This is a genomic window from Micromonospora sp. WMMC241 (assembly GCF_027460165.1).
Taxonomy (GTDB): Bacteria; Actinomycetota; Actinomycetes; order Mycobacteriales; family Micromonosporaceae; genus Micromonospora; species Micromonospora humi.
In genome coordinates this window covers 2,230,647-2,246,876 of the sequence record NZ_JAPZBF010000001.1, presented here as the reverse complement: position 1 = coordinate 2,246,876, position 16,230 = coordinate 2,230,647, and the positions used below count along the sequence as shown (strand labels likewise).

Genomic DNA, 16,230 nt, shown 5'->3' with positions numbered 1-16,230 from the left:
GGCGACGTGTCGATCAGTTCGTCGGATGGACGTCCCTGCCCGCCGTCCCCGTCCGCGGCGTGCCCAGGACCGCAGCGAGCCAGTCGGCGGACGTGTCCGCCCCGATCGCCGTCCGCAGTCGCCGTGCCGAGGGCGGATCGGGCAGGGCCACGGGGCGGTCCAGCGCCGCCTGCATCGCGGTGGCCGTCGCGTCCACGTCGCAGGGATCGAGGGACGTGACCAGGGGCGCCAGGTAGTCATGGGCCCCGGCGGTGCGGGACAGCAGGATCCGGGAGGTCTCGCTGGCCAGCGCCGCCTCCTTGGCCACCAGGTTGAAACCGTCGTACGTCGGGTTGATCAGCACCACGTCGGCGGTCGAGAGCGCCGCGATGGCGCGGTGGCGCGTGTCGGCGGGGTCGGTGGCGTCCAGCAGGGTGACCGGATCGGGGCCCTTCGGCCGGCGCCAGGTCTCGTTGAGCCGGGCGACCGCGGCCCGGCAGGCCGACTCGTAGGCGAGATGGCGGGGCGTCCGATGCCTCGGTCGCGCGACGACGGCGAGCAACCACACGTCGTCGGCCAGCCCGGGACGGCGGCGGAGCAACTCGTCGTAGGCGGCGAACCCCCGAAGGTGGTTCTTCCACAGGTCGAGGCGGTCGACCCGAACCAGCGCCCGGCGACCGTCGGCCATCCGGTCGAGTTCCGTCCGCCAGGCGCCCGTGCGGTCCGCGGTGGTGAGCGCGCGCACGGCGGCGGCGTCGACCGGGAGGGGCACGGCCACCACCCGGGTCCGCCCGCCCGGATGCTCGATCGTCTCCCCGGTCCGCGTCACCCCGGGGAGATACCGTTCGCAGCAGCGCACGAAGGCATCCGCCCACCGCGTCGAGTGGAACACCACGCTGTGGCACGCCAACAGACTGCCCAGGATCTCCCGTCGGACGGCGGCCGGCAGCAGCCCGAAGTAGTCGGGTTCGCACCACGGCACCTGATGGGCGTAGACGACACGCGGCCGGCCGGAGAGCATCCCCGGCACCAGCATCAGGTGGTAGTCGTTGACCAGGACGAGCGCGTCGGGGTCCGCCGCGGCCGGCACGCGATCGGCGACGGCCGCGTTCACCCGCCGGTAGGCCGCCCAGGCGCGTCCGAGTCGAGCGTCGAACGCCGGCTCGGCGACCGTGTCGTGCAGGTAGTGGAAGAGCCACAACAGCAGTTCGACGGAGATGGTCTCGTAGTGCGCCCGGCGGTCCGTCTCGTCGACCGGAACAGGCCGCAACCGGACCGGCCCGATCCGGTCCGGCCACCGCGGCTCGTCCCTGCCGCGCACGGGGAAGAGCCAGTCCCCGCCGTCGCGCAGCAGCGCGAGCAGGTGCGGCACGAGGCCGCCCGCCGCACCGGTCCGGAGGACGGTGTCGGTCGGTGCGGGGTACGCCGGGGCGCTATTCGAGCAGGTGATCAGGCGCATTGCCGACTCACTCGCCGCCGAGCCGGTGGAGGACCTCGGCGGTGGCGGCCGGGTCGGTGGCGGCGGTGATGATGGAGCCCGCCACGACGCCGTCGGCGCCGGCGGCGGCGATCTCCGCGACGGACGTCGGGCGGATGCCGCCGTCCACGTGGACCTCCGTCGCCGACGTCCGGCCCCGCGCACGTCGGGCCGCGGCGACCGTCTCGAGGGCTGCGGGTTCGAACGGGTGCCCCTTGACGCCCACCGGGGTCCCCATCACCAGTACGACCGACAACGCCTCGACGACGTCGAGCACGTCGCGCGATGGTTCGTCCAGACCGATCGCCACACCCGCCCGTGCGCCCAACCGGCGCACCGCCTCCACGGTGGCGGGAAGGTCGTCGCAGGCGGTCGGATGCACGACGAGGGTGTCGGCACCGGCGTCGACGAACCGGGTCAGCCACCGGTCGGGCTCCGACACCATGAGGTGCGCCACGATGGGACGGTCGGTGAGCCGGCGCAGGCTCTCCACCGCGAGGGGCCCGAAGAGGAGACCGTCGGCGAACCGACCGTCCATCACGTCGACGTGAAACGAGTCCACGAAGGGCTGGTAGGTGTGCACCTGGTCGGCGACGACCGCCTGGTCCATCGACCACAGAGAAAGCGATATCCGCATCTCACCGCCCCTTTGCCAGGGTGACAATTCCGCGCCCGCGCGTCACTCCAGGATAGGGCCAACACTTTTTTCCGGCCAGCTTGAGGATTCGACGTCCGTCAGTATATTGTGCACTTTCTCGCCCATGCGAACGAAGGGCAGAAATGGATCTTGCGGCGCTGCTCGACGACGGTCCGGTGGTCCCGGCCTTCAACTTCAACGACCAGTTCGACCTGGCAGCCGTGGTAGAGGCACTGAACGCGGCATGTCGTCCCGGCATTCTCATGATCTCCATGAACGCCTTGTCATTTACGGACATCGAGTTCCTCGCCGAGATTTTCGCCTTCCATCGCCGCCGTTCGACGCAGCCGCTTTTCATTCAACTGGACCACTGCGCCGACGAGGCCACGCTGCTCCGGGCCGTCGAACTGAACTTCGACCTCGTGATGGCCGACTATTCACACCTGCCGGTCGATCAGAACATCGCCCACGTGGCGCGCGTCGCGGCGCTGGTGCGAGGTGGGCGATGTCTGCTCGAGGCCGCGCCCACCCCGATCCCGGCGGCGGGAGCGGACCCGGGCACACCCACGGCACTCACCTCGCCCCGCGACCTCCGGCAGTTCGTCGGCGAGACGGGCTGTCAGGTCGCCGCCCCCCATCTCGGTACGCTGCACGGCTTCGCGCGCGGCAAACCACCGGTTCCCCGCGCGTGGGTGGAGGAGCTGGTCGAGTCCGCACCGGTGCCTCTCGCCGCGCACGGCTGCGACTTCCTCGCGCCGCGGCAACTGAAGACGCTCGCGGCGGCCGGCGTCCGCAAGCTCAACATCGGACCGCAGCTGCGCGTCGCCTGGTCGGCGGCGGAGCGAGGCGCCTGGGACGAGTGCGATCCGTGGGAACCCGATCAGCGGCGGGTGCACCGCTCCGCGGGCGACGCGGTCCGCGCCGAAGCTCACGGCATCCTGACCGCGCTCTCCTGAGCGCCCGAGGAGGAGGACCTGACCGCCGGCCCTCCGGGTCCGCCGTCGCCGCGCACCGTCAAGGTGGCCAGCAGCGCGGGATGGTCGGTCGAGCCGCGCATGTCCACCGCCCGGTGGCAGCAGATCGTGACGTCGCTCGTCGCCATGATCTGCTGCCGCGCGCCGTCGTCGACGCGCCGGTAGTCCGGCGGCACGCACGAACGCACGTCGGGCGCGCCGCCGGCCCGCAGGTTGAGGTCGCCGCCGAGCACGGTCGGCGCGTACCCGCCGGCCCGGCGGATCGCGGGCACCACCGCGCCGACCAGGTGCCCGCACTGGGCCAGGGCGACGGCGCCGTCGGTGTTCGCCAGGTGGGTCGTGCAGGCGTGCAGCACGGCGGCGGCGTGCAGGCAGAGCCAGACCCGCTGCTCGGGGTCGGCGAGGTCCTGCGCCGGATAGGTCCCGCGGTGCACCTCGGGCCGGTCGCCGCGGGCGTCGAGACGGGCCAGCAGCCCGATCCCGTACGGCTGGCCGTTGTTGCACCGGGTCGCGGCGCCGCTGGGGCGGTCACCGGCGGCCTGGAAGGCGGAGACCACCCGGGTGCCGGAAGTGCCGGCGGCGAGCGCCCGCTCCAGCGTGTCCACGTCGTCGCGGCAGACCTCGTTGAGCGTGACCACGTCGGGCATCTCGGCGGCGATCACCTCGGCGGCCCGCGGCACGGCGCGGCCGGTCCAGCAGCCGGCGCGTCCGCTGTTGCAGAGGTTCATCTGGAGGATCCGGAGCGTTCCCGGCCCGGTGCCGCCGGCCGCCGACGAGCCGGCGGGCAGCCCGGCCACGACGAGCAGGAACACGACGGCCAGCGCCCGGCGGGCACGCCGGGCGGGACGGGTGGTCGACTGCGCGGACAGCGGGGCTCCGGCGGGGTGGGCGTCGGCGGGGTGCCCGTGATCCTAGCGCCGGCCGGACGCGGTGGGGGCGGCGCGCTCACGCGGTCGCCGGCCCACCGTGCGCCGGCGCCGATCGCGGGTTTCCGGAGGTGCGCGCAGCGGGCATGATTGCCGGCACCCGGGGAGGGAGTGACGGCAATGCTCGTGAGTGGTTATCTGGGCGCGGTGCTCATCGGCGCCCTCATCGGTCTGCTCGGCCGGCTGGTGCTGCCCGGCCGGCAGCGGATCGGCGTCTTCGCGACGTTCCTCATCGGCGTCGGCGCGGCGGTGCTCGGCACCGTGGTCGCCCGCCGGGTCGGCATCGCCGACGACGCGCCGGTGCGGCTGTGGGTGCTGCGGTGGGACTGGATCGTGCTCGCGCTCCAGGTCGGCTTCGCGGTGGTCGGCGTCGCGCTGGCGAACATGCTCACCTTCACCCGGCTGGCCGGGGGCGACGACGAGGCCCGCCGGCGGAGCACCCGGGGCAAGGCCCGGAGCTGATGGCCGCACCGGCCCGCATCCTCGTCTACGGGGTGTACGGCGCCGGCAAGTCGACACTGGCGGCGCGGCTGGCCGAACGACTCGGCCTGCCGTGGGTCCCGGTCGACGACCTGCTGTGGCGACCCGGCTGGGTGGAGGTGCCGGTGGCCGAGCAGCGCAGCCGGATCGAGGCGGTCTGCCGGCGGGACCGCTGGATCCTCGACGGCGCCTACCACGGCTGGCGGGACGTCGTGCTGGCCCGCGCCGAACTGGTCGTCGGCCTGGACTATCCGCGCGGGCTCTCCTTCCGGCGATTGCTGCGGCGCACCGCCGGCCGGCTGGCCAGCGGCGAGGTCATCTGCAACGGCAACCGGGAGTCGCTGCGCAGCGTGCTGTCCCGTGACTCGATCCTGGTGTGGCACGTCTCCGCGTTCGGCCGGGCCCGCCGGCGGATGCGCGCCTGGCAGGCCGATCCGGCCGGGCCGCCGGTGCTGCTGTTCCGCACGCCTGCGGAGTTGGAGCACTGGCTGTCCGACCTGCCGGCATCGCTGCCCCGCTGACCGCCGCCGCACTCCGGTGACGCATCTGCCACTTGACCGTCACCACGTGCGCTCCTACGCTCTGCCAAAAGCTTTTGCCAAAAGGTTTTGGCATACGCCGCACGCCCACCACCACGCGCCCTGGCGCGCGCCCCCACGCGCCCGGCGAACCCCTCGAACGGAGCGGACATGGCCCTTCCCGACCTCCACACCACAGCCGGCGGCTGGCGCCGTCGCGGATTCCTCGGCCTGACCGCCGGCGCCGGCGCGGCCGCCCTGCTCGGCACGGCCGCCTGCGGAGCCGGAGGCGCCGGCGGCGGCGGTGCGGACGACGACAAGACGCTCACGCTCGCCTGCGAGGGCGGCGGCAAGACCGAGCTGCAACCCGTCGTGGACAAGTTCAAGCAGGCCACCGGCGTCACCGTCACCCTGGTCGAACTGCCCTACGAAGGCTTGTTCAACCGGCTCATCAGCGAGCTGGCCGGCGGCCGGCCGTCGTTCGACGTCTGCGCCGTCGACGCGGTCTGGATCCCGCTGCTCGCCGGCAAGCTCGCCCCGCTCGACGACCTCTTCACCGACGCGGTCAAGGGCGACCTGTTCCCCGCGCTGGTCCAGGAGGCCCAGGCGGACGGGCACTTCATCGGCATGCCGGTGTGGACCAACAGCGAGATCCTGTTCTACCGCAAGGACCTCTTCGACGACCCGAAGGAGAAGGCCGCCTTCCAGCGCAAGCACGGCTACCCGCTCGCCCCGCCCACCACCTGGCAGCAGTTCACCGACATCGCCGTCTTCTTCACCCGACCGGAGCAGAAGCTGTACGGCACCGACGTCAAGGGCGCGGTGGAGACCGAGTGGCTCGCCCACGTCCTGCAGGCGGGCTCGCCGGGCGTGGTGCTCGACGACGACGGCGGCGTCATCGTCGACAACGCGCAGCACCTCGCCGCGCTGACGTTCTACGCCGACCTCGCCAACAAGCACAAGGTCGCCCCCGCCGGGGCGGCACAGACCGACTGGAACGCCGCGCAGAACCTGTTCAACCAGGGTCAGACCGCGATGACCCGGTTCTGGGCCCACGCCTACCGGCAGATCCCGGCCGACGCGAAGGTCGCCGGCAAGGTCGGCGCCGCGCCGATGGTCGGCGGCACCGCCGGCGTCGCCGGCATCCCCGGCCCGTGGTACCTGTCCGCGCCGAAGGGCGGCGCCAAGGCCGACCTCGCCAAGCAGTTCATCAAGGCCGCGTACGACGACAACGCGCTGAGCGTGGAGACCACGCTGGGCCTGGCCGCCCGCAAGTCCGCCTACCAGCAGTACGCCGCCAAGCCCGGCTACGAGTCGTTCGGCCCGCTGCTGGCCACGTTGAACGCCGGCGCCACCCGACCCCGGCCGGCCAGCCCGCACTGGCAGCGGATCGTGGACAGCGTCCTGGTCCCCACCATCCAGAAGGCGCTGACGCCGGGCGCGGACTACGCGGCGCTGCTCAAGGCCGCGCGTACCCAGATCGAGGGCATCGTCAAGTGAGCCGGACAGCGCAGGCGGCACCGCCGCGGACCGTGCCGGACGCGCCGATGCAGACCCGGCGGCGTGCCCGCCGAGGGCTCTCCGACGCCCGGTACGCGACCCTGCTGGCCGCGCCGGCCGCGGTGGTGCTGCTCGCGCTGGTCGGCTGGCCGCTGGTGAAGCTGGCCGTCGACAGCCTCTACACCGGGTCCGGGCTCGGCGACGGACGCCGTTTCGCCGGGCTGGACAACTACCTGACCGCGCTGACCGACCCGGGCATCCGGGCGGCGGCCGGCCGGACCCTGGCGTACACGGTCATCGTGGTCACCGCCGAGCTGGTGCTCGGGCTCGCGGTGGCGTTGCTGTTCCACCGGCTCGGGCCGCGCTCGCGGATCCTCCAGACCGTGTTCCTCTACCCGCTCATGATCGCGCCGGTGGTCGCCGGCCTCCTCTGGCGGTTCCTGATGATCGACAACGTCGGCATCGTCAACGAGCTGCTCACCCGGGTCGGCGTCCTGGACAACCCGGGTGACGTCTCCTGGCTCAGCGACCCGGACCTGGTGCTCTTCTCGGTTGCGCTGCCCGACGTCTGGCTCACCACCTCGTTCATGACGCTGGTGCTCTACGCCGGCCTGCAGGCCATCCCCCCGGACCTGTACGAGGCGGCCCGGCTCGACGGCGCCCGTGGCCTGCGGATGCTGGTCAGCGTGACGCTGCCGCTGCTGCGACCGGTGATCGCGGTGGCGCTGATCATCCGGGGCGTCGACGCCGCCCGGGCCTTCGACGTGATCCTGATCCAGACCGACGGTGGCCCGCAGTCCGCCTCCGAGACGTTGAGCCTGACCATCTACAAGACGATGGTCAGCTACAACGACCCGGGCACGGCCGCCGCCACCAGCACCCTGTTCATGATCGTCATGATGCTGGTCGCGATGGTCGGGGTGCTGACCATCTGGCGGCCGGGACGGGAATCCTGATGACCCACCTGCGGCTCGCCCGCCTCCGTACCGGACTGCTCTGGGCCGTCGCCGTCGCGGTCGTCGCGGTCTACGCCTTTCCCTTCGTCTACCTGGTGCTGACCTCGTTCAAGCCGGCCACCGACGCGGTCGCGGTGCCGCCGACGGTGCTGCCGCAACGGTTCAGCCTGGACAACTACCTCACCGCGCTGAACCGGCCCGGGGTGACCGCCTCGTTCGTCAACAGCGTCAGCACTGCGGTCATCGCCACCGTGCTGTCGATGGCGTTGGCGATCCCGGCGGCGTGGGGCATCACCCGCTACCGCAGCCGGGCCGGTCGGGTGCTGATGGCCGGCTCCCTGCTGGTCCGGATGGCGCCCGCGGTGGCGATCGGCATCCCGCTGGTCACCATCCTCGGCGCGCTGGGGCTCACCGACACGCCCACCGGGCTGGCACTGGCCCAGACCACGGTGGCGCTGCCGCTGTCGATCTGGCTGCTCGCCAGCTTCTTCGAGGGGGTGCCCCGGGAGATCGAGGAGGCCGCGCTCGTCGACGGTTGCGGCCGGTTCACCGCGCTGCTGCGGGTGATCCTGCCGGTCGTCTCCGGCGGTGTGGCGGTCACCGCGATCTTCGCGTTCCTCGCCTCCTGGAACGAGTTCCTCTTCGCGCTGCTGCTCACCTCGGTACGCGCGCAGACCACCCCGATCGCCATCGCCAACTTCCAGAGCCAGTTCGGCCTCGACTGGGGCCCGATGACGGCACTGGCCACGCTCTACTCCGTACCCGCGGTCGTGCTGACGCTGCTGCTGCAACGGCGGATCGTCGCCGGGCTCAGCCTCGGCGCCGTCAAGGGCTGACCCACCACACCCCCCCTGAAAGGAAGCACCATGTCGTTCTGGCGACCCACCAGCCCGCTCGCGGGACTCACCCGGGTCAAGGCCGGCCGCTCCCGACGCGAGTCGAGCTGGGACCGCACCGGCGGCAACCGCGACTTCGCGGTCGTCGCGCCCGGCGAGACGCACGTGCTGGCCGACATCACCGGCACCGGCGTCATCGGCCACATCTGGCTGACCACCCGCTGCTACTCGGAGAAGTACCTGCGCAAGCTGGTCATCGAGATGTACTGGGACGGCGAGGAGAACCCGAGTGTCCGCAGCCCGCTCGGCGACTTCTTCGGCGTCGGTCACGCCACCTGCACCCACTACGTGTCGCTGCCGCTGAGCATGGTGTTCGGCCCGCGCCGGGGCCCCAAGGGCCCGTTCGCCGCCGCGATGAACTCCTACTTCCCGATGCCGTTCGGCAAGAGCGCCAAGATCGTCATCCGCAACGAGTCGGACAAGCCGATCGAGAACCTGTTCTACTACGTCGACTACGACCTGACCGACGAGGCCAAGCCGGACGACGTGGCCTACTTCCACGCCCACTACCGGCAGGAGAAGCCCTGCGTGCCGGTGCCGAACGGGCTCGCCCCCGGCGAGGTGCCGGCCCCCTGGGACCTGCCCGGGGTCAACCTCACCGGCGAGGACAACTACGTCATCCTGGACGCCGAGGGCGGCGCCGGGCACTACGTCGGATGCGTGCTCAGCATCGACAACCACAACGCCTCCAACCAGCCGTACACCTGGCCGGGCGAGGGCGACGACATGATCTTCATCGACGGTGAGCAGTGGCCGCCGTCGATGCACGGCACCGGCACGGAGGACTACTTCAACGCGGCGTGGGGCTTCCCCAGCGGCGCGTACGCCGGCCCGTACCACGGCATCAGCCTGGCCAGCAGCCCCCAGGAGCACTTCGGGCTGTGGAGCATGTACCGGTTCCACATCGAGGACCCGGTGCGCTTCTCGAAGTCGATCAAGGTGACCATCGAGCACGGGCACGCCAACGACCAGGGCAACGACTTCTCCTCGGTGGCCTACTGGTATCAGCACCACCCGCACAAGCCGCTGCCGGAGCTGCCGCCGGTGGACGAGCGGCTGCCCCGCCGCTGGCCCGAGCACGGCCTGTGGGACGAGTGACCGCTCCGATACCGTTTACCCGCCGTCCACACCGGACGGGCGGCCCCACGAGCACTGCGATGGTGAGCTGATGGGACAGAAGGCGAGCATCCGGGACGTCGCCGCGGAGGCGGGCGTCTCGGTGACCACCGTGTCCCACGTGCTGAACAACAAGTCCGGCACCCGGGTCAGCCCGGAGACCCGCGAACGCGTCGAGACGGCCGCCCGCCGGCTCGGCTACGCGGCGAACGGGCTGGCCCGAGGGCTGCGGCTGCAGCGCTCGCAGACGCTCGGGCTGCTCGGCGACGAGATCGCCACCACGCCGTACGCGGGACGGATGATCCTCGGCGCCCAGGAGACCGCCTCGGCGCGCGGCTGGCTGCTCATGCTGCTCACCACCGGGCGCGACCCGGAGGTGGAACGGCGGGAGATCCAGGCGTTGGCCCGGCACCGGGTCGACGGCGTGCTCTACGCGACCATGTACCACCGGGTCGTGCGGGTGCCCGACGAGCTGCGCCCGATGCCGGTGGTGCTGCTCGACGCCGCGGACGCCGACGGGGCGTACCCGTCGGTGGTGCCGGACGAGCGCGGCGGTGGGCAGGCGGCCGTCCGGGAGCTGCTCGCCCACGGCCACCGGCGGATCGGCTTCGTCACCAACGTCGACGACATCCCCGCCACCCACGGCCGTCTCGACGGCTACCGGGACGCGCTGCGGGAGGCGGGGGTGCCGTTCCGACCGGAGCTGGTGCTCGCCGAGGTCTCCGACACCCACGGCGGGCACCGGGCCGCCCGTGCGCTCCTCGACCGCCCCGACCGGCCCACCGCCCTGTTCTGCTTCAACGACCGGATGGCCATGGGCGCCTACCGGGCGGCGGGCGAGCTGGGGCTGCGCGTCCCCGCCGACCTGTCGGTGGTCGGCTTCGACAACCAGGAGCTGATCGCCGAGGGGCTGCATCCCGGTCTCAGCACGGTCGCGCTGCCGCACTACGAGATGGGCGCCTGGGCGGTCACCACCATGGTGGAGCTGCTCGACCAGCCCAAGGGCGCCCGCCGACGGGCCGCCAGCCAGGTCGTCATGCCCTGCCCGCTGATCCGCCGTCAGTCGGTCGCCGCCGCGCCGCACTGAACCCGCGTCCCGCCTCCACCCCCCTCGGACGACGGCACCCACCACCCGCCGCGCTACGCGTGGCGGCCCGTACGGCGACCCCGCGCTCCGGGGCCGCCGCCACACACCCCCGGCGCCGCCACCGCGGCGCGACACAACCGCCGCCGCAGCGGCGGCCGACGCCAAAGGATCCCCCCGTGCTCCGACTTCCCGACGCCTGGATCTGGGACTTCTGGTTCGCCCGTGACGGCGACACCCACCACCTGTTCTTCCTGCGCGCCTCCCGGGCCCTGGGCGACCCGGACCGGCGGCACTTCCGGGCCAGCGTGGGCCACGCCGTCTCCACCGACCTGCGCCACTGGACCCAACTCGCCGACGCGCTGGTGCCGGCGGACCGCCCGGCCTTCGACGACGTCGCCACCTGGACCGGCTCGGTGCTGCGCGGCCCGGACGGGCGCTGGCACATGTTCTACACCGGCGCCGGCAGCGCCGAGGACGCCCTGGTGCAGCGCATCGGCCTGGCCAGCTCGGACGACCTGGTCACCTGGGCGCGGCACCCGGCATCGCCGGTGCTCACCGCCGCCGCCGACCGGTACGAGCGGCTCGGCGACTCCACCTGGCCGGACGAGGCCTGGCGGGACCCATGGGTGTTCGCCGACCCGGACGGCGACGGCTGGCACATGCTGGTCACCGCGCGCGCCGGCTCCGGCCCGGTCGACGACCGGGGCGTCATCGCCCACGCCCGCTCGCACGACCTGGTCCACTGGACCGCCCAGCCTCCGGTGACCGCGCCGGGCAGCGGCTTCGGCCACCTGGAGGTGCCCCAGGTGGAGGTGGTCGACGGCCGGCCGCTGCTGGTCTTCTCCTGCCTGCACGACCAGCTCGCGGAGCGCAGCCGGGACGCCCGGCCCTGCGGCGTCTGGGCGGTGCCGGGCGAGTCGCTGCTGGGCCCGTTCGACGCCACGAAGGCGCAGCGCCTGACCGACGACAGCCTCTACAGCGGACGCCTGGTCCGCGACGGCGACGGGCGGTGGCAGCTGCTGGCCTTCCTCAACCACGACGAGCAGGGGCGGTTCGTCGGCGAGCTGAGCGACCCGATCCCGCTGCGGGTCGACCCGGACGGCACGGTCCGGCTCGGCGACGCCGAGCCGGGCACGCCCTACTCGGTGCACGGGCGCCGGGCGGTCGCCCCCGCCGACGGCGTCGCCACACCCGGCGTCGACGAGGGCGCCGGCTCGCCGGCCGCCGCCGTCGGAGCCTGAGCCGTGCTGACCGTGCTCGGCGAGGCCGTGGTGGACCTCGCGCCGTCCGGCGGCGGCGACCTGCTCGCCGCCCACCCCGGTGGCAGCCCGCTGAACGTCGCGGTCGGGCTGGCCCGGCTCGGCCGACCCACCGCGTTGCTGGCCCGCTTCTCCCGTACCGCGTTCGGCCGCCGGCTACGCGCCCACGCCGACGCCAACGGCGTCGACCTGGGCCACGCCGTCGCCGACGACCGGCCGGCGACGCTGGCCGTCGTGTCGCTGGACGCCGACGGGGCCGCCGGTTACGACTTCTACCTCGACGGCACCGCCGACTGGCAGTGGCGCCGGGAGGAACTGACGCTGCCGACCGGCACCGAGGTGCTGCACACCGGTTCGCTGGCGGTCCTGCTGCCACCGGGCGCGGACCTCGTCGCCGACCTGCTGGCCCGCACCCACGCGCGGCGGCGGGTGCTGGTCAGCCTGGACCCGAACGTCCGGCCGACGATGCTCACGGATCCGGACGCCGCCCGGGACCGGCTGCTCGACCTGGCCTGTCACGCCCACCTGGTGAAGGCCAGCGACGAGGACCTGGCCTGGCTCTTCCCCGGCACGCGCGTCGACGAGGCCGCCGCGGCGCTGGGCCGCCGCGGGGTGGAGCTGGTCGTGGTGACCCGGGGCGCCGCCGGCGCGTACGCCCGCACCCGCGCCGGCCGCCACGTGACCTGCCCGGCCGAGCCGGTGACGGTGGCCGATACGGTCGGCGCCGGCGACGCGTTCACCGCCGGCCTGCTCGACGCGCTGGTCGAGATCGGCGCCGCCACCCCGGGCAGGGTGGGAGCGCTGGACGAGGACCGGCTCGCCGCGGCGCTCCGGCACGCCATCAGGATCGCGGCGTTCACCTGCGCCCGGCCGGGCGCCGATCCGCCGCACCGCGCCGACCTCGCCCTCCCGGTGGCGTCACGCTAGGCCTCACCGCTGCCGGTGGTCGCGGTCGGGCAGCAGCAGCCAGGTGTCGGGCGGGCCGGTGACCGGGCGGGCGTCGGCCGGCCGCAGGCCGACGAAGGCGCAGGCGTAGGCGGCCGGGTTGCCCCGGTAGAGGTGGGCGAGCAGGATCTCGCCGCCCGAGGCGTCCGCCCAGGGGTCGCCACCGGGATGCAGGTCGCCGCTGACGGCCCGCCCGTCGACGAAGACGCTGCCCTGGTTGCCGCTCTTCGGGTTCGCGTACACACCGTAGGCGACCGTCCCGGCGGACAGCGCCCGGCCGACCACCGGGGTCTGCGGCTGGTAACCCCACGGTTGGGTGAGCACGCACCCGCCCGGCACGTCGGTGACGCCGACGAGCAGCGGGTCCCGGATGTCCTCCAGCCAGCGCCAGGCGTCCTCGTCGTCCTCGTCGGACTCGTCGTCCACCTCCACGTCGTAGTAGGCCAACAGGTTTTCCTCCGTCACCGCGGCGCCGTCCAGACGCCGGACCGCCTCGACGGCATCCACCCCGGCCACGCAGAGCAGCCCGGCGCCGTCGAGGTCGAACCCGTCCAACGCGGCCCGCAGCGCCGGCGCGGCCGCCGCGGTCGCCGCCTCCTCCGGGGTCAGCGCCACCCCGGCCGGCCGGTCGGGGAACAGCTCGGGCTCGGGACCGGCCAGGCCGAGCCGCCCCGGGGACCAGCCGGACATCATCGGCAGCCACGGATCGGCGCCGGCGGCGGCCAGGACGCGTGCGTTGTCGGTGCGCCCCGCGTGGACCGCCACCCACAGCGCGGAGCGGCCCTCGGCGAGGGTGTCGAGGTCGCGGGTCGCCTCGCACATCACGGCCAGTACCTCCGGCGCGGCGTACCGGGCCGCCTCGTGCAGCATCGTCCGGCCGCTCGGACCGCCCGGCGCCGCCGGGTCCGCCCCGGCGGCGAGCCACGCCCGGACCTGGCCGACGTCACCACCGTCGGACAGCCGGACCTCGCTCCGGTCCCCCATGACATCTCCCTCCCGTGGTGACGCGTCGTCGGATCACCGCGTGTCCACTCGATCCCGGCCAACGCGTGCACCCGGGTTCGGCCGGTCTCGTAGACCCGGGTGTACAGCCTGCTCTACCGCCGAAGGTCGCGCTGGCGGGATCGTCGGGCGCCGGCCGTCGGCCTAGCGTCGAGGGCGTCGTCGTACGTCGCGAGGAGGCAGCCATGACCGATCCGTACCGCATCGCCGAGGCCCCGACCGCCGCGCCGAGGAAGCCGGGCGCCCTGCTGCGCCCGCTGCTGTGGCTGGTGCTCTTCGTCAGCGCGGCGGCCGACGCGGTGCTGTCGACCGCGGTGGGCGACCCGTGGGTGAGCTCGGCGTTCGGCCTGGTGGCGCTGGCCTGCGCGGCGGCACTGATCGTGCACCACCGCCGCCACCGGTGACCGGTCAGATCGGGAAGCGACCGACGCGCCAGCGCCAGTGGCGGCCGGCAGCCCAGTGGTCGAGGACGGCGCGCCGGAGCGCGGTGTCGCGGGGCAGCCGGTCCGGTGGGGTGCTCAGGGTGCGGAACACGAACCGCCGCACCTCGACGTCGGCGTCGATGCCTTCCGGCTCCTGGTAGGGCTCCAGCGTGAACCGGCGCTGGAACCGGACGATGTTGGAGTTCTCCGGCAGGTATTCCCGTAGCTGGGGGTCGAGCAGCCAGGAGCCGCAGGAGAACTCCGTGTGGCGCTCGTCGGGGAAGTGGCGTGGGAAGAACGCCCGCGCCGCGTCGAGCGAGGCGTCGACCGCCGCCGGGGTCATCGGCCCCGATTCGGGGATGTGCAGGCCGATGGTCTCGCCGCGCTGGTGCTGCAACCGGCCCAGTTCGTAGATGCCGCCGCGGGCGTGCAGCGTCAGCCAGCTCTGCATGACCGGCCAGCCCTCGCCGCCCATCCGCCGGTCGACCGCGAGGTTGCGGCCCAGGTCGGCGAGGGTCGTCCAGGACACGTCGTCGGCGATGCCGTGGTCGCGGTGGTAGCCCCGCACGACGTCGACCAGGGCCAGGTAGGCGTAGACGTAGAGGTGCCGCCAGGCGGGGCCGCGCTCGCGGGGCAGCGCCGGGCCGGGCGGCAGCCAGCCGTGGCCGCCCAGATCGGCGTGGACCAGCGCGATCGAGCGGTCGAGCAGCCAGCGCAGCTCCGGGGTCCACCACGGGGAGTCGGGGTCGGGCCAGCCCACCATGATCTCGGCGGCGTCCTCCGGCCGGACCGCGAGGCGGTCGAGGATCGCGGGCACGTCGGCCCGGTCGGGCAGCGGCGCCGACGGCCGGTCGCCGGCGAGCCGGTGCACGCGGTCGACCTCCTCGACGGGCACCCCGAGCCGGGCGGCGATGTCGGCCAGATCCACGCGGACGACCCTACCGACACCGGCGGCCCTCGCGCAGCCCGCTGTCGGCAGGTGGCCGCCGCGGTCAGCCGGCCGTCGGGACGGTGGACCGGAGCACCGCGTCGAGCCAGCGCAACTGCCGCCGGACGTGCACGGCCTCCCCGCCCTCGTGGCCGTTGAACGGGTAGGTGTGCATCTCCCGCGCCGGCCCGTCCGACCCGGCGGCGGCGCCGTACTGGTTGTAGGCGGCGAAGCCGGTGCTCGGCGGGCAGACGTCGTCCCGCAGGCCGATCCCGAAGTGCGCCGGCGCGGTGGCCCGGCGGGCGAAGGTGACCCCGTCGACGTAGGACAGGGTGCGCCGGACCGCCTCCTCCGCCTCTCGGTGCACCGCCAGGTAGCGGGCGATCTCGCCGTACGGGGAGGCCTCGGTGAGTTCGATGCCGCGCTGGACGTCGCACAGGAACGGCGCGGTGACCAGTAGCGCGGCCAGGCCGTCGACGAGACCGGCGACCGCGAGCGCGAGCCCACCGCCCTGGCTGTTGCCCACCGCGACGACGCGCGTCGGGTCCACCCCGGGCAGCCCGCGGACCGCGTCGACCGCGCGGACCGCGTCGGTGACCAGGCGGCGGTAGTGGTAGGTGGCCGGGCTGAGGATGCCGCGGGTGGCGGGGTCGGGGCCGCCGGGCGCGTCGTGCGGGTCCGGGGTGTCGCCGCGGCCGTAGCGCCCGGCCTGGCCCCGGTTGTCCACCACCAGGTGGGCGTACCCGGCCACCGGCCAGGTCAGCCGCTCGCCCGGCAGGCCCCGGCCGCGGCCGTAGCCCGGATACTCCACCACCGCCGGCAGCGGCGTGGGCACGCCGGCGGGTCGGGTGTACCAGGCCCGCACCGGTTCACCGTCGAAGCCGGCGAACGTCACGTCCCAGACGTCGACCAGCCGCAGGTCGGTCGGCTCCGGCCGGACGTCGACGAGGGCCGGTACGTGCGCGGCGGCGGTGAGCGTGGTGCGCCAGAACCGGTCGAAGTCGGCGGGTTCGGCGACGGCCGGCGCGTACCGGCGAAGGTTGTCGATAGCGAGATCGGTCGATGCCCTTGACACGACAAGAACGATACCCATAAATTCCGAAAAGCTTACGGGGCATTACCGGAAGT

17 protein-coding genes are annotated in these 16,230 nt (G+C 73.6%); 11 read left to right on the top strand and 6 right to left on the bottom strand.

Annotation, left to right across the window (positions count from 1 at the left end; translation table 11 throughout):
• Nucleotides 1-13: 13 nt before the first annotated feature.
• Nucleotides 14-1,438, bottom strand: coding sequence for a trehalose-6-phosphate synthase (locus tag O7598_RS10500; protein WP_269691126.1), 1,425 nt, complete (start codon nucleotides 1,436-1,438; stop codon nucleotides 14-16).
• Between the two features lie 7 nt (nucleotides 1,439-1,445).
• Nucleotides 1,446-2,093: a ribulose-phosphate 3-epimerase gene (locus O7598_RS10495; protein ID WP_269691125.1), complete on the bottom strand. Its 648-nt coding sequence runs from the start codon at nucleotides 2,091-2,093 to the stop codon at nucleotides 1,446-1,448.
• Nucleotides 2,094-2,236: 143 nt separating this feature from the next.
• On the opposite strand from O7598_RS10495, the gene O7598_RS10490 reads away from it, so the two are divergent.
• Complete coding sequence (locus O7598_RS10490) at nucleotides 2,237-3,049, top strand: class II fructose-bisphosphate aldolase (protein ID WP_269691124.1); 813 nt, start codon at nucleotides 2,237-2,239, stop codon at nucleotides 3,047-3,049.
• On the opposite strand, the gene O7598_RS10485 is transcribed toward O7598_RS10490, so the two are convergent.
• Entirely contained in the window at nucleotides 3,022-3,879 is an 858-nt protein-coding gene (locus O7598_RS10485) for an endonuclease/exonuclease/phosphatase family protein (RefSeq protein ID WP_269691123.1), read from the bottom strand. The two genes, O7598_RS10490 and O7598_RS10485, sit on opposite strands and share 28 nt — an antisense overlap.
• Before the next feature lie 234 nt (nucleotides 3,880-4,113).
• Here O7598_RS10485 and O7598_RS10480 point away from each other — a divergent pair, with 234 nt between their 5' ends.
• The 9 genes from O7598_RS10480 (at nucleotide 4,114) to O7598_RS10440 (ending at nucleotide 12,732) form a co-directional block, all read left to right on the top strand.
• On the top strand, nucleotides 4,114-4,455 hold the full coding sequence (locus tag O7598_RS10480) for a GlsB/YeaQ/YmgE family stress response membrane protein (protein ID WP_269691122.1): 342 nt from the start codon (nucleotides 4,114-4,116) through the stop codon (nucleotides 4,453-4,455).
• Nucleotides 4,455-4,994 (top strand): adenylate kinase, encoded by a 540-nt coding sequence (locus O7598_RS10475; protein WP_269691121.1) that lies wholly within the window; start codon nucleotides 4,455-4,457, stop codon nucleotides 4,992-4,994. Before O7598_RS10480 ends, O7598_RS10475 begins: the two co-directional genes overlap by 1 nt.
• Before the next feature lie 168 nt (nucleotides 4,995-5,162).
• Nucleotides 5,163-6,491 carry an ABC transporter substrate-binding protein gene (locus tag O7598_RS10470; RefSeq protein WP_269691120.1) on the top strand — a complete coding sequence of 443 codons (1,329 nt, stop codon included), beginning with the start codon at nucleotides 5,163-5,165 and terminating at the stop codon, nucleotides 6,489-6,491.
• Nucleotides 6,488-7,447 (top strand): carbohydrate ABC transporter permease, encoded by a 960-nt coding sequence (locus O7598_RS10465; RefSeq protein WP_269691119.1) that lies wholly within the window; start codon nucleotides 6,488-6,490, stop codon nucleotides 7,445-7,447. Before O7598_RS10470 ends, O7598_RS10465 begins: the two co-directional genes overlap by 4 nt.
• On the top strand, nucleotides 7,447-8,283 hold the full coding sequence (locus O7598_RS10460) for a carbohydrate ABC transporter permease (protein ID WP_269691118.1): 837 nt from the start codon (nucleotides 7,447-7,449) through the stop codon (nucleotides 8,281-8,283). The genes O7598_RS10465 and O7598_RS10460 overlap by 1 nt, the downstream gene beginning before the upstream one ends.
• 30 nt (nucleotides 8,284-8,313) lie before the next feature.
• The gene (locus O7598_RS10455; protein WP_269691117.1) at nucleotides 8,314-9,441 is read left to right on the top strand and encodes a glycoside hydrolase family 172 protein; all 1,128 of its coding nucleotides are present in this window, start codon (nucleotides 8,314-8,316) and stop codon (nucleotides 9,439-9,441) included.
• A gap of 70 nt (nucleotides 9,442-9,511) precedes the next feature.
• A complete protein-coding gene (locus O7598_RS10450) occupies nucleotides 9,512-10,546 on the top strand; it encodes a LacI family DNA-binding transcriptional regulator (protein ID WP_269691116.1) in 1,035 nt (344 codons plus the stop codon).
• A 176-nt stretch (nucleotides 10,547-10,722) separates the two neighbouring features.
• Nucleotides 10,723-11,787 (top strand): glycosyl hydrolase family 32, encoded by a 1,065-nt coding sequence (locus O7598_RS10445; protein ID WP_269691115.1) that lies wholly within the window; start codon nucleotides 10,723-10,725, stop codon nucleotides 11,785-11,787.
• 3 nt (nucleotides 11,788-11,790) lie between these two features.
• Nucleotides 11,791-12,732 (top strand): carbohydrate kinase family protein, encoded by a 942-nt coding sequence (locus O7598_RS10440; RefSeq protein ID WP_269691114.1) that lies wholly within the window; start codon nucleotides 11,791-11,793, stop codon nucleotides 12,730-12,732.
• 3 nt (nucleotides 12,733-12,735) lie between these two features.
• On the opposite strand, the gene O7598_RS10435 is transcribed toward O7598_RS10440, so the two are convergent.
• Nucleotides 12,736-13,734 carry an ankyrin repeat domain-containing protein gene (locus tag O7598_RS10435; RefSeq protein WP_269691113.1) on the bottom strand — a complete coding sequence of 333 codons (999 nt, stop codon included), beginning with the start codon at nucleotides 13,732-13,734 and terminating at the stop codon, nucleotides 12,736-12,738.
• Nucleotides 13,735-13,937: 203 nt separating this feature from the next.
• On the opposite strand from O7598_RS10435, the gene O7598_RS10430 reads away from it, so the two are divergent.
• Nucleotides 13,938-14,156, top strand: a complete 219-nt coding sequence (locus tag O7598_RS10430; protein ID WP_269691112.1) for a hypothetical protein — start codon at nucleotides 13,938-13,940, stop codon at nucleotides 14,154-14,156.
• A gap of 4 nt (nucleotides 14,157-14,160) precedes the next feature.
• On the opposite strand, the gene O7598_RS10425 is transcribed toward O7598_RS10430, so the two are convergent.
• Both O7598_RS10425 and O7598_RS10420 read right to left on the bottom strand, forming a co-directional pair.
• Nucleotides 14,161-15,102, bottom strand: a complete 942-nt coding sequence (locus O7598_RS10425; protein WP_269691111.1) for an acyltransferase domain-containing protein — start codon at nucleotides 15,100-15,102, stop codon at nucleotides 14,161-14,163.
• 64 nt (nucleotides 15,103-15,166) lie between these two features.
• Entirely contained in the window at nucleotides 15,167-16,195 is a 1,029-nt protein-coding gene (locus O7598_RS10420; protein ID WP_269691110.1) for an acetylxylan esterase, read from the bottom strand.
• Nucleotides 16,196-16,230: the final 35 nt, after the last annotated feature.

Bases quoted from the DNA above. Each gene is read 5' to 3' on its own strand.
- O7598_RS10500 (WP_269691126.1), bottom strand. From the start codon at position 1,438: ATGCGCCTGATCACCTGCTCGAATAGCGCCCCGGCGTACCCCGCACCG.
- O7598_RS10495 (WP_269691125.1), bottom strand. From the start codon at position 2,093: ATGCGGATATCGCTTTCTCTGTGGTCGATGGACCAGGCGGTCGTCGCC.
- O7598_RS10490 (WP_269691124.1), top strand. From the start codon at position 2,237: ATGGATCTTGCGGCGCTGCTCGACGACGGTCCGGTGGTCCCGGCCTTC.
- O7598_RS10480 (WP_269691122.1), top strand. From the start codon at position 4,114: ATGCTCGTGAGTGGTTATCTGGGCGCGGTGCTCATCGGCGCCCTCATC.
- O7598_RS10475 (WP_269691121.1), top strand. From the start codon at position 4,455: ATGGCCGCACCGGCCCGCATCCTCGTCTACGGGGTGTACGGCGCCGGC.
- O7598_RS10470 (WP_269691120.1), top strand. From the start codon at position 5,163: ATGGCCCTTCCCGACCTCCACACCACAGCCGGCGGCTGGCGCCGTCGC.
- O7598_RS10460 (WP_269691118.1), top strand. From the start codon at position 7,447: ATGACCCACCTGCGGCTCGCCCGCCTCCGTACCGGACTGCTCTGGGCC.
- O7598_RS10455 (WP_269691117.1), top strand. From the start codon at position 8,314: ATGTCGTTCTGGCGACCCACCAGCCCGCTCGCGGGACTCACCCGGGTC.
- O7598_RS10450 (WP_269691116.1), top strand. From the start codon at position 9,512: ATGGGACAGAAGGCGAGCATCCGGGACGTCGCCGCGGAGGCGGGCGTC.
- O7598_RS10435 (WP_269691113.1), bottom strand. From the start codon at position 13,734: ATGGGGGACCGGAGCGAGGTCCGGCTGTCCGACGGTGGTGACGTCGGC.
- O7598_RS10430 (WP_269691112.1), top strand. From the start codon at position 13,938: ATGACCGATCCGTACCGCATCGCCGAGGCCCCGACCGCCGCGCCGAGG.
- O7598_RS10420 (WP_269691110.1), bottom strand. From the start codon at position 16,195: ATGGGTATCGTTCTTGTCGTGTCAAGGGCATCGACCGATCTCGCTATC.